The organism is Bacillus sp. FSL K6-2431 (assembly GCF_038005165.1).
In the GTDB taxonomy this organism is placed as follows: domain Bacteria; phylum Bacillota; class Bacilli; order Bacillales; family Bacillaceae; genus Bacillus; species Bacillus pumilus.
Genome location: NZ_JBBOSQ010000002.1, coordinates 61,517 through 74,122, shown reverse-complemented (window position 1 = coordinate 74,122; position 12,606 = coordinate 61,517). Strand labels below are relative to the sequence as shown.

Sequence of the window (12,606 nt, the reverse complement as noted above, 5' to 3'; positions counted from 1 at the left end):
AGAGACGTCATAATGAAAGGAAGCATCATACTTAGAGGTGACATATGACGAAAATTTTTGCACACAGAGGTTTTAAAGGCATCTATCCTGAAAATACCATGATAGCCTTTGAGCATGCACTCCATTCTGGAGCTGACGGAATTGAGCTGGATGTTCAGCTGACGAAAGATGGCAGGCTTGCTGTTATTCACGATGAGAAGCTGAATAGAACAACGAATATGAAAGGCTTAGTGAAAGACCATACATATGAAGAGTTAAAAGCAGGAGATGCGAGTCATTCTTTTTATGAAGAAACCGGTGCTGTATCCATTCCTCTTTTGGAGGAAGTATTGGAGCTCGTCACGCAGCAATCATCACTCATCATCAATATTGAACTGAAAAACTCTATTTATCGATATCCAGGTATTGAAGAGAAGGTAAAGGAGCAAATTGAACACTTTCAAATAGAAGATCGTGTACTTGTCTCATCGTTTCATCACGGCAGTTTAGCTCTTTTTCACAAGCTGATGCCGCATGTTGAGCTTGCTGTTCTCACAATGGATGTCATTCATCAGCCAGAGATGTACATAAAAACAGTACCTGCAAGAGGTTATCACCCGAATATAAAGGGCGCAGGGGTAACAAAAGAAGTCGTATCGGCTCTCCATGCCGCCCAGCAAGTGATCAGACCATTTACAGTAAACAGTGAAAAGCAAATGAAAAGCATGTTTTCCTTAGGTGTCGACGGAATTTTCACTGATTTCCCTGATAGAGCCGTCAAAATAAGAGAAGAAATGAAATAAAGACCTGCGATCAACAGCGGGTCTTTTTTCATGTTTATCTCTGTTTAAAGCGGGTGGTCACTTTATTTCGTTTGCGGTCTCTATATAAAATAAAGCCAGCGACTACGTAAAGACCTCCCCCTAAAAAAAACAACCCTGCAATTCCTTGCAGCCATAAAAATGGAAATGGTGCAATGATGATACCGAAAACAGTGTCACGCAAAAGCTTAATTCCAAGTGCAGCAAGCGCCCCAGGTATTAAAATAATCACTAATGCAAGTATTCTCCCCATCAAATGTCCCCTTAAACGTCATTTACTTCCATTGTCTAATTCAAAAAATATTTTGTCAAGAAAGGAAAACGTGGTAATATAAGAGTTGTGCAATTTTTTGCAACGGAAAAATATGGTGTGCAAATTTTTTCATATAAAGGGGTAACGGGATGCAGAGAGTCTTGATTGTCGGTGCTGGACAGGGTGGATCAGCTTTGCTTGAAACATTGCTGAAAACAAATATGATTCAAATCGTTGCAATCGCCGACCTTGATCTTGAGGCACCGGGGATGGTAGAAGCGAAAAAGAATGGAATTGATACGACAACGGATTGGAAAGAATACATAAAAGATGACATTGATATCATCATTGAAACAACGGGCAGTTCAGCTGTCCTTAAAGAACTGATGGAAGAAAAAGCAGAGCAGTCTGTCATTGTTCCAAGTTCGATGGCATACGTCATTTCAGAATTAATGTCAGAAAAGCATCAACTCATACAAATATTAAAAGAACAAACCTATAAACATGACCGCATTTTTAATGCAACGAACGATGGCATGATTTTTATTAATATGGATGAAGAAGTTGTTCTGTTTAATCGATCGGCTGCCAAAATGGTTGGACGTTCGCAAAAAGATGCGATTGGCCGGCACATACGTGAAGTGATCCCAAATACAAAACTCCCCGATATTTTAAGGTCGAGGGAGCCAGAATTTCATCAAAAACAATTTCTGAATCAGCAAATACAAATTGTCACAACGCGTTTACCGATTATTGATGACGCAGGAAGAATGCTAGGCGCTCTATCCATTTTTAAAGATATTACAGATGCAGTGGAGCTTGCGGAAGAAGTCACAAACCTGAAAGAAGTGCGCACAATGCTTGAGGCCATCATTCAATCATCAGATGAAGCGATATCCGTCGTAGATGAGCAAGGGAAAGGAATTTTAATCAACCGAGCTTACACGAAAATGACGGGGTTAACAGACAAAGAGGTTGTGGGCAAACCAGCAGGTGCGGATATTTCTGAAGGGGAAAGCATGCATTTGAAGGTGCTTGAAACAAGAAGGCCGGTTCGAGGCGTCAGAATGAAAGTCGGACCTAATAAGAAGGATGTGATCGTCAATGTAGCGCCAGTGATCGTTGATGGTATTTTAAAAGGCAGCGTCGGCGTCATTCATGATGTATCAGAAATTCAATCACTCACGAATGAATTAAATAAAGCAAGACAGCTCATACGGACACTTGAAGCAAAGTACACTTTTGAAGACATTATTGGAGAAAGTGAGCAAATGCTTGTGGCGCTTGAGCAGGCAAAGCTAGGGGCTAAAACCCCAGCCACCATTTTACTTAGGGGAGAATCAGGTACTGGGAAAGAGCTATTTGCACACGCTATACACAATGAAAGTGACCGGAAATATAATCGCTTTGTAAGAGTTAACTGTGCTGCCTTATCAGAAACTCTTTTAGAGTCAGAGCTTTTTGGCTATGAGGAAGGCGCATTTTCTGGTGCGAGGCGCGGCGGGAAGAAAGGGTTGTTTGAAGAAGCGAATCACGGCAGCATCTTTTTAGATGAAATTGGTGAAATGACGCCAAGTACACAAGCGAAATTATTACGCGTGATGCAGGAGAAAGAAATTGTTAGAGTAGGCGGAACAAAAGCGATACCAGTTGATGTGCGTGTGATTACCGCAACAAATGTCAATATTGAAAAAGCGATGGCAGAAGGGAAGTTCAGAGAGGACTTATATTATCGGATGAACAGATATCCGATTTCGATTCCGCCACTAAGGCAGCGACTTGAAGATATTGACTCCTTAAGTAAACGCCTTATTCAGAAAATTAATTTAGACTATGGTCGAAATGTGAGCGGCTTAACGGAAGGGGCACTCGATAGACTTCGATCCTACAGCTGGCCTGGAAACGTAAGAGAACTGGAAAATGTCCTTGGACGAGCCATGATCTTTTTGAATCCGCAAGAAGAATGGATCGATGAAGATCATATTTCCTTCATGGAATCAGAAGAGCAGGAAGAAAAAGAGCAGCAGGAACTGGCTGTCAGTCAATTTGAGGGAGAGACCCTTTCGGATGCTGTTGAAGCGTTTGAAGCGCAGCTCATTAAACAAACCCTTGAAAAGCATCAATTCAACCGCACGAAAACAGCGAAAACGTTAGGGATTAGCATTCGGAATCTTTACTATAAAATGGATAAATATCAACTTGCAAAAGATAGCATGCAATAAAATGCACGTTACCTGCAAAAAGCTGCATGTATTTCATGCGAAATGCCTTATTTCGCTGCGTTTCAAGCTGGCATAGAACTTGCATATAAAAACCATGAACCCGAGCATAAGGAAAGGTGGGCATATATGAAGCTTGACGATCTGATTATGAAAGCCGCCCAGTTGCAGAATAAAACTGCTGCTGTGGCTCATGCAGAAGACGAAGAAGTGCTTCATGCCATCAAGATGGCAATTGAACGAAAGGTCGCTCGCTTCCTGCTGGTTGGGAACAAGCGCAACCTGAAGGAGCTGGTGAAACAGCATGAGATCAATGAAGACTGGATAGATATTATTCATTCGGATTCTCCTGAAGAATCAGCCAAAATTGCCGTGCAGGCAGTGAGTGAGAAGCATGCAGATATATTGATGAAGGGGCATGTCACGACAGCCGTTCTATTAAAAGCGGTACTGAATAAAGAGTACGGGCTGCGGACGGCGAGTGTACTATCACATGTCGCGGCATTCGAAGTGCCGGGCTTTGATCGGTTTATTTATGTCACAGATTCTGGGATGAACATCGCGCCCGATTTAAACATGTTCAAAGAGATTACGATCAATGCTGTTCAAGTAGCGCAAGCTGTTGGAAATGACATGCCAAAGGTGGCCGTGTTATCTGCGGTAGAGGTCGTGAACCCGGCAATGGATTCCACTTTGACAGCGGCAAGCCTGGCGCAAATGAATAAGCGAGGTCAAATTTCTGGCTGCCTCATTGACGGGCCTCTGGCATTAGACAATGCCATTTCTCAAACAGCAGCTTCTCATAAAAATATTACGAGTGATGTCGCCGGTCATGCAGATATTTTGCTTGTGCCAACGATTGAAGCAGGGAACATTCTTTATAAATCTCTCATCTACTTTGCACATGCAAAGGTGGGAGCTGTGGTGGCAGGAGCGAAGGCACCGATTGCTTTAACAAGCCGGTCGGATACAGCCGAAAGTAAGCTTTATTCAATTGCACTTGCCATCTGTACATCAAATTAAGCGAAAGTTATAGGAGGAATAAACAATGGAACTTTTTAAATATATGGAACGATACGATTATGAGCAGCTTGTATTTTGTCAGGATGAACAATCTGGCTTAAAAGCGATTATTGCCATTCATGATACAACACTTGGCCCAGCACTAGGCGGGACAAGAATGTGGACGTATGAAAACGAAGAAGCAGCAATCGAAGATGCACTTCGTCTAGCAAGAGGCATGACTTATAAAAACGCAGCAGCAGGCCTGAATCTTGGCGGCGGGAAAACAGTCATCATCGGTGACCCGAGAAAAGATAAAAATGAAGAAATGTTCCGTGCGTTTGGACGCTACATACAAGGATTAAATGGCCGCTATATCACAGCGGAGGATGTCGGTACAACGGTAGAAGACATGGATCTGATTCATGAAGAAACAGACTTTGTGACAGGTATTTCTCCTGCATTTGGTTCATCCGGAAACCCGTCTCCTGTTACGGCTTACGGTGTATATAAAGGGATGAAAGCTGCTGCCAAAGCTGCATTTGGAACCGACTCACTAGAAGGAAAAACGATTGCAGTCCAAGGTGTTGGGAATGTCGCCTACAATTTGTGTAAACATCTGCACGAAGAAGGCGCACAGCTAATTGTCACAGATATCAACAAAGACTCTGTAAAACGAGCTGTAGAAGACTTTGGCGCAAAAGCTGTAGACCCTGACGATATTTATGATCAAGCATGTGATATTTATGCCCCTTGTGCACTTGGTGCAACGATTAATGATGTAACGATTCCTAAGCTGAAAGCAAAGGTCATCGCAGGTGCAGCGAATAACCAGCTGAGAGAAACGCATCACGGCGATCTGATTCATGAAATGGGTATTGTGTATGCACCTGATTATGTGATCAATGCAGGCGGTGTGATTAACGTTGCTGATGAGCTTTATGGCTATAATGCAGATCGTGCTATGAAAAAGGTAGAAGGTATTTACCAAAATATTGAACGCGTGATTGAAATTTCAAACCGTGATGCCATTCCAACTTATAAAGCGGCAGACCGATTGGCGGAGGAGCGAATTGAAAGAATGCACAAATCAAGAAGTCAATTCCTGCAAAATGGCCAACATATTTTAAGTCGTCGCTAATTTGAAGAATGAGTTGAAACGGAGGTTTTGTTTTTGCAGACAAAAGAATGGCGTATTCTCACAATTAATCCTGGCTCTACTTCAACAAAAATTGGTGTGTTTCACAATGAACGATCTATTTTTGAAACGACACTCAGACATACAGATGAGGAATTAAAGCAGTTTCCTCATATCATTGATCAGTTTTCATTTCGTCAAGAAACAATCCTGAAGACGCTGCATGAACAAGGAATGAACATCTCAAAGTTTGATGCAGTTTGTGCGCGCGGCGGTCTTCTTCGTCCGATTGAAGGTGGCACATATGAAGTCAATGAGCAAATGGTGCAAGACTTGAAAGAAGGATATGCTGGCCAGCATGCATCAAATCTTGGGGGTATCATTGCACGAGAAATTGCACTTGGTTTGAACATCCCAGCTTTTATTGTCGATCCAGTTGTAGTGGATGAGCTAAAACCAATTGCTCGTATTTCAGGGTTGCCAACGATTGAAAGAAAAAGCATCTTCCATGCATTAAATCAAAAAGCAGTCGCAAGAAAAACAGCTGCATCCTTTGGGAAGCGCTATGAAGATTTGAATATGATTATTACACATATGGGCGGCGGCATCACCATTGGTGTCCATGAAAAAGGTAAAGTCATTGATGTCAATAACGGACTGCATGGCGAAGGACCTTTTAGCCCAGAGCGAGCGGGGACCCTGCCAACAGGTGACCTCGTCAATCTTTGCTTTTCTGGTCAGTACAGCCAAGAGGAAATGCTGAAACGCATTATTGGTGAAGGTGGTCTTGCGGGCTACCTTGGTACGACAGATGCTGTGAAAGTTGAGCGCATGATTGAAGCAGGCGATGAACGTGCGGCGCTGATTTATGAAGCGATGTGCTATCAAATTGCCAAGGAAATCGGTGCGGCTAGTGCTGTCTTAAAAGGCGCAGTTGACGTTATTGTGTTAACAGGCGGACTTGCGTACAGCAAACAAATTACATCAAGTATTAGAGGTCACATTGACTGGATTTCAGATGTTGTCGTGTATCCAGGCGAAAATGAGCTGCAATCCTTAGCAGAAGGTGCACTTCGTATTTTAAAAGAAGAAGAATCTCCGAAAGAATACCCAAATGATCAACGGATGAAGAAAGGAGTGACTAGTCATGGCAACTGAATATGACCTCGTCATTCTTGGTGGGGGCACAGGCGGGTATGTAGCGGCCATTCGTGCCTCACAGCTTGGATTGAAAACAGCAGTTGTAGAAAAAGAAAAGCTTGGCGGAACATGTCTGCATAAAGGATGCATTCCGTCTAAAGCGCTGCTTAGAAGTGCTGAAGTCTATCAAACCGTCAAACGTGCTGCTGATTTTGGCGTTGAGGCAAATGGCATCGCCTTGCAGTTTGCCAATGTACAGAAAAGAAAAGCAGAGATTGTAGAGAAACTAGCAGGCGGCGTCAAACATTTAATGAAACAAGGGAAAATTGATGTTTATGAAGGGATCGGCCGTATTCTTGGCCCATCTATCTTTTCGCCAATGCCAGGAACCATCTCCGTAGAAATGGCAAATGGAGATGAAAATGAAATGCTTATTCCAAAGCAGGTTATCATTGCGACAGGTTCAAGACCGCGTGTGCTGCCTGGACTTGAAGCAGATGGGACGCATATTCTTACATCAGATGATGCACTTGAACTGCCAGAGCTTCCGCAGTCGATGCTCATTGTCGGCGGCGGGGTGATCGGAATCGAGTGGGCTTCCATGCTCAATGATTTCGGTGTGAAAGTGACTGTGATTGAATTTGCAGACCGCATATTGCCAACAGAGGATCATGACATTTCTAAAGAAATGGAAAAGCTTTTATCTAAAAAAGGCATCACCTTTGTGACAAATGCGAAAGTACTGCCAGATACCGTTAAAAAGCTGGAGAATCTCGTGACGATTCAAGCAGAAAAGGATGGAGACATTCAGACGTTTGAAGCGGAAAAACTTCTTCTATCAGTCGGCAGAGTACCAAATATTGAAGGCATTGGTCTTGAAAACACGGAGATCCAAACAGAAAAACAAGGCATTGTCGTGAATGAACATTATCAAACGAAAGAATCGCATATTTATGCAATAGGAGATGTCATTGGTGGGCTTCAGCTGGCACATGTGGCTTCACACGAAGGCATGATTGCTGTGGAGCATATGGCTGGTCAAGATCCAAAGCCGCTCGATGAAACGCTCGTTTCTAAATGTGTTTACTCTCACCCGGAAACCGCGAGTGTTGGACTCACTGAACAAGCGGCAAAAGAGCAAGGCTTCGAGGTCAAAATGGGGAAATTCCCATTTATGGCGATCGGGAAAGCACTTGTGTACGGGGAGTCAGATGGATTCGTCAAAATCATTGCTGATCAAAAGACAGATGATATTTTAGGGATTCATATGATTGGTCCTCATGTCACAGATATGATATCTGAAGCTGGATTAGCCAAAGTACTTGATGCAACGCCGTGGGAAGTCGGGCAAACAATTCACCCGCACCCAACCTTATCAGAGGCGATTGGCGAGGCTGCCCTTGCTGTTGACGGGAAAGCGATCCATTTTTAATCAAGGAGGGAAATAAGATGAGTAACATGCGTCATCATGAATTAGGATTATCTGATGAACAAGCAATTGATATATATAGAACAATGCTTCTAGCAAGAAAAATTGATGAACGGATGTGGCTTTTAAACCGTTCAGGTAAAATTCCATTCGTCATTTCTTGTCAAGGGCAGGAAGCGCAGCAAGTCGGTGCTGCTTTCGCTCTCAATAGAGAAGAGGATTACGTCTTACCTTACTACCGTGATATGGGGGTTGTCCTCGCATTTGGAATGACAGCAAAAGATTTAATGATGTCAGGTTTCGCAAAACAAGACGATCCAAACTCTGGCGGAAGACAGATGCCAGGGCATTTTGGACAGAAATCAAATCGAATTGTGACAGGGTCTTCACCTGTTACAACGCAGGTTCCTCATGCAGTGGGAATTGCACTTGCTGGACGACTAGATCAGAAAAACTTTGTCAGCTTTGTCACGTTCGGTGAGGGCTCTTCAAACCAAGGTGATTTCCACGAAGGTGCTAACTTCGCTGCTGTGCATAAGCTGCCTGTTATTTTCATGTGTGAAAACAATAAGTACGCGATTTCCGTGCCGTATGACAAACAAGTAGCATGTGAACGCATTTCAGATCGTGCGATTGGGTACGGAATGCCTGGCGTAACCGTTGATGGCAATGATCCGCTTGAAGTATATGCCGCTGTCAAAGAAGCGAGAGACCGTGCAGCAAGAGGCGAAGGACCAACGTTGATTGAAACGATCTCTTACCGTTTAACTGCGCATTCAAGTGATGACGATGATTCAAGCTATCGAGAAAAAGAAGAAGTGCTCGAAGCGAGAAAGAAAGATCCGCTCATCCAATATGAAACGTATTTAACCGAAGGAAACGTCATGACTTCAGAAATGAAAGAAGAGATGACAAAAGAAATCATGCAAATCGTAAACGAAGCCACTGATGAAGCGGAAAACGCTGCTTATGCTGATGCTGAAAGCGCACTTCGTTACGTGTATGCGGAGTAAGGGGGAAGAAAAATGCCTGTTATGTCATATATAGACGCCATTACACTGGCGATGAAAGAAGAAATGGAGCGAGATCCGAAAGTGTTTGTGCTCGGAGAGGATGTCGGGAAAAAGGGCGGCGTATTTAAAGCGACAGCGGGTCTCTATGAGCAATTCGGAGAAGCGCGCGTCATGGATACACCTCTTGCAGAATCAGCCATTGCTGGTGTAGGGATTGGAGCAGCGATGTATGGAATGCGCCCAATTGCTGAGATGCAATTTGCGGATTTTATCATGCCTGCAATTAACCAAATCATTTCAGAGGCGGCGAAAATTAGATACCGCTCAAATAACGATTGGAGCTGTCCAATGGTCATCCGCGCACCTTATGGGGGCGGAGTTCACGGAGCGCTTTATCATTCACAATCAGTTGAAGCGATTTTTGCCAACCAGCCTGGTTTGAAGATTGTCATGCCTTCTACGCCTTATGATGTAAAAGGTCTTTTAAAAGCTGCGGTGCGTGATCCAGATCCTGTATTGTTCTTTGAACACAAACGTGCCTACCGTCTCATTAAAGGAGAAGTACCTGAAGAGGATTACACACTCCCTATTGGAAAAGCAGATGTGAAACGTGAAGGCGATGATATCACGGTCATTACATATGGCCTCTGCGTCCATTTTGCGTTGCAAGCAGCAGACCGCCTTGCAAAAGATGGCATTTCTGCGCATATTCTCGATTTGAGAACAGTGTACCCGCTTGATCAGGAAGCCATTATTGAAGCGGCATCAAAAACAGGCAAAGTGCTTCTTTTAACGGAAGATACAAAAGAGGGCAGCATCATGAGTGAGGTAGCGGCGATCATATCAGAGCATTGCTTATTTGATTTAGACGCACCAATCAAACGTCTAGCCGGACCAGAAATCCCGGCAATGCCTTATGCACCGACGATGGAAAAATTCTTCATGGTCAACCCAGATAAGGTTGAAGCTGAAATGAGAGAGCTAGCGGCGTTTTAAGAAAGAGGAGGGTTTCAAGTGGCAATTGAACAAATGAAAATGCCTCAGTTAGGTGAAAGTGTAACAGAAGGAACCATCAGCAAATGGCTCGTTTCACCTGGCGATCATGTGAATAAATACGATCCTATTGCGGAAGTTATGACGGATAAAGTGAACGCAGAAGTCCCGTCATCTTTTACAGGAACGATTACAAAGCTATCGGCTGAAGAAGGCGATACACTGCAAGTAGGAGAAGTGTTCTGTGAAATTGAAGTAGAAGGTAGCTCACAGCAGAGTGCGAAAGAAGAAGCGGCACCTGAGCAAAGTGAAGCACCTGAAGCAGATCAAACAAAAGAGAATCAAAGTCAAAAGAAACGCTACTCTCCAGCAGTCCTTCGGTTAGCAGATGAGCACAGCATTGATTTAGCGGCAGTGCAAGGAACGGGAGCAGGCGGACGAATCACAAGAAAAGATTTACTTCAGCTCATTGAAAACGGCGGCATGCAAGAGAAGACAGCACCTGGCAATGAACAGGCGGTCAAGCCAGAGCCTGTGCAGCCATCAAAACCAAAAGCGGCGCCTTCCATCTCTACAATGCCTGGTGATGTTGAAGTGCCAGTCACGCCAATCAGACAGGCGATTGCGGCAAATATGCTGAGAAGCAAACATGAAATTCCGCATGCATGGACGATGATGGAAGTTGATGTGACAAACCTTGTGACTAGAAGAAATCAGCTCAAGGACCAATTTAAAGCAAAAGAAGGCTTTAATTTGACGTTCTTTGCGTTCTTTGTCAAAGCAGTGGCTCAGGGCTTAAAGGAATTCCCAGAAATGAACAGCATGTGGGCTGGAGATAAAATTGTGCAAAAGAAAGCGATCAATGTCTCGATTGCTGTTGCGACTGATGACGCTCTTTTTGTTCCAGTGATTAAGGATGCAGATGAAAAAACGATTAAAGGCATCGCCAAGGAAATTCATGAGCTTGCTTCCAAGGTGAGACAAGGTACGCTGAAGCAAAGTGACATGGAAGGCGGCACCTTCACTGTAAACAACACGGGATCATTTGGTTCTGTACAATCTATGGGAATCATCAATTATCCGCAAGCGGCGATTTTACAAGTAGAATCGATCGTGAAGCGTCCGGTGATTGTAAATGGTATGATTGCAGCAAGAGACATGGTCAACCTTTGTCTCTCATTAGATCACAGAGTTCTTGATGGTCTTGTATGCGGCAGATTCCTTCAACGGATTAAACAAATCCTTGAAGGCATTGATGAGCAAACATCTGTTTACTAAAACAAGAATGTCCCCCTCCCGCTAAGGAGAGGGGGATTTCCACATGATGAGAAAGGAGCGATGGTATGTCTGGACTAGACTTTTTTGCGTTTTTAACGATTGGACTCATGTTTATCACAGCAATTGCGTTCGCTTTTCTTCGATATATTTCTAAATCACGCAATCATCCTGAAAGATTACTACTGATCATATCAATCGTTTCAATTATTCAAGTTTTGTATTGCTTGCTGATTGTCGGTGGATTTAAAGGAGCAGCGAATAGCCTCTTAGGAATTTCTCTTCTTGCCGGGACGCTGCTTGGCTATGCACTTGAATATTTATACAGACGCTATATCAAAAAAACGCCCGAAAAAGAATGATCTCGGGCGTTTTCTTTATTCTGCTGGAACAATAAAGGTCAAATGTTGTTTTAACACTTCTAAAAAAGCAGGGGCTGTCATGTACACTTCGCCATCTGTATCAGCATCCATTTCCTCTTTTGTGTGAATCTGAATATTGGATGCTTGAATGAGAGACAGATCGCCGGTGAAATCCTCCAGCTCTTCCCGGTTCATAGAAAAGATTTCTTTTAGAGCAGAGAAGCTCGTATTTCTGCAAATTAAGATTTCTGCTTTACCATCATCAATCGCTGCACTCGGCAAATCAATTTTATTTGTCCCGATGAAATGTCCATTCATGACAAGAACGATGACAGCGTCCTCTTCCCAGCTTTCCTCCTCTGTTTCAATTCGTACGTGAAAAGGATCTGTTTGCTGTAAGGTGCGCAAGGCACTTGTGAAGTAGCTTATTTTACCGAGTACGGCTTTTTCCTTGTCATTAATATTGTTGGATGTGTCTGCAATCAGCCCGATGCCCCAAAAGTTTAACAAGTATCGATCTCCTGCTTTGATTAAGTCGACCTTTTTTTCTACGCCGTCTACAATCATTTGAGCGGCTTTCTGCATTTGTTGCGGAATACCAAGCGTTCTAGAAAAGTCATTGCATGTCCCGCCTGGTAAAATCGCTACAGCTGGCCTTTTTTCTAAACCACCGATGCCATTCATACATTCATGCACAGTTCCATCTCCACCTAATATGATAAGCAATTCTATCGTCTCATCAATTGTACGACAGAATTCATAAGCATCATTTGCCTGCTTTGTTGGTTTAAGAATGAGTTCATCAATATGTAGAGAAAGAAGAGGTACTGTTTGTCCGAGAACTTTTTCCATGTTTTTTTGTCCAGCATTTCCATTATAAATGAGCATCGCTTTTTTGAATTGTGCCATCACGCAGTTCTCCCTTTCATCTCTTTATCATCACTTTTCCCCAATTTCGCGGCGTATAAACGATGTTCAGAAA

General features: G+C 43.4%; 12 protein-coding genes. 10 read left to right on the top strand and 2 right to left on the bottom strand.

Features of this window, described 5'->3' with window-relative positions; all coding sequences use genetic code 11:
• Positions 1-44: 44 nt before the first annotated feature.
• A complete protein-coding gene (locus tag MHH40_RS18380) occupies positions 45-782 on the top strand; it encodes a glycerophosphodiester phosphodiesterase (RefSeq protein ID WP_050943780.1) in 738 nt (245 codons plus the stop codon).
• Between the two features lie 34 nt (positions 783-816).
• Here the strand turns inward: MHH40_RS18380 and MHH40_RS18375 are convergent, their stop codons facing one another.
• Positions 817-1,053: a DUF2627 domain-containing protein gene (locus tag MHH40_RS18375; RefSeq protein WP_050943781.1), complete on the bottom strand. Its 237-nt coding sequence runs from the start codon at positions 1,051-1,053 to the stop codon at positions 817-819.
• A gap of 149 nt (positions 1,054-1,202) precedes the next feature.
• On the opposite strand from MHH40_RS18375, the gene MHH40_RS18370 reads away from it, so the two are divergent.
• The 9 genes from MHH40_RS18370 (at position 1,203) to MHH40_RS18330 (ending at position 11,624) form a co-directional block, all read left to right on the top strand.
• A complete protein-coding gene (locus MHH40_RS18370) occupies positions 1,203-3,275 on the top strand; it encodes a sigma-54 interaction domain-containing protein (protein WP_050943782.1) in 2,073 nt (690 codons plus the stop codon).
• A 42-nt stretch (positions 3,276-3,317) separates the two neighbouring features.
• Positions 3,318-4,295: a phosphate butyryltransferase gene (gene yqiS, locus MHH40_RS18365; protein WP_223251154.1), complete on the top strand. Its 978-nt coding sequence runs from the start codon at positions 3,318-3,320 to the stop codon at positions 4,293-4,295.
• 25 nt (positions 4,296-4,320) lie between these two features.
• Positions 4,321-5,415 carry a branched-chain amino acid dehydrogenase gene (gene bcd, locus MHH40_RS18360; RefSeq protein WP_050943783.1) on the top strand — a complete coding sequence of 365 codons (1,095 nt, stop codon included), beginning with the start codon at positions 4,321-4,323 and terminating at the stop codon, positions 5,413-5,415.
• A gap of 33 nt (positions 5,416-5,448) precedes the next feature.
• On the top strand, positions 5,449-6,570 hold the full coding sequence (gene buk / locus MHH40_RS18355; protein ID WP_050943784.1) for a butyrate kinase: 1,122 nt from the start codon (positions 5,449-5,451) through the stop codon (positions 6,568-6,570).
• The gene (lpdA, locus tag MHH40_RS18350; protein ID WP_050943785.1) at positions 6,560-7,984 is read left to right on the top strand and encodes a dihydrolipoyl dehydrogenase; all 1,425 of its coding nucleotides are present in this window, start codon (positions 6,560-6,562) and stop codon (positions 7,982-7,984) included. Before buk ends, lpdA begins: the two co-directional genes overlap by 11 nt.
• A 17-nt stretch (positions 7,985-8,001) precedes the next feature.
• Positions 8,002-8,994, top strand: a complete 993-nt coding sequence (locus MHH40_RS18345) for a thiamine pyrophosphate-dependent dehydrogenase E1 component subunit alpha (protein WP_050943786.1) — start codon at positions 8,002-8,004, stop codon at positions 8,992-8,994.
• A gap of 12 nt (positions 8,995-9,006) precedes the next feature.
• Positions 9,007-9,990 (top strand): alpha-ketoacid dehydrogenase subunit beta, encoded by a 984-nt coding sequence (locus tag MHH40_RS18340; RefSeq protein WP_003215848.1) that lies wholly within the window; start codon positions 9,007-9,009, stop codon positions 9,988-9,990.
• An 18-nt stretch (positions 9,991-10,008) separates the two neighbouring features.
• Positions 10,009-11,265: a dihydrolipoamide acetyltransferase family protein gene (locus MHH40_RS18335; protein WP_050943787.1), complete on the top strand. Its 1,257-nt coding sequence runs from the start codon at positions 10,009-10,011 to the stop codon at positions 11,263-11,265.
• A gap of 65 nt (positions 11,266-11,330) precedes the next feature.
• Complete coding sequence (locus MHH40_RS18330) at positions 11,331-11,624, top strand: YesK-like family protein (RefSeq protein WP_050943788.1); 294 nt, start codon at positions 11,331-11,333, stop codon at positions 11,622-11,624.
• 15 nt (positions 11,625-11,639) lie between these two features.
• On the opposite strand, the gene MHH40_RS18325 is transcribed toward MHH40_RS18330, so the two are convergent.
• On the bottom strand, positions 11,640-12,533 hold the full coding sequence (locus MHH40_RS18325) for a YegS/Rv2252/BmrU family lipid kinase (protein ID WP_050943789.1): 894 nt from the start codon (positions 12,531-12,533) through the stop codon (positions 11,640-11,642).
• Positions 12,534-12,606: the final 73 nt, after the last annotated feature.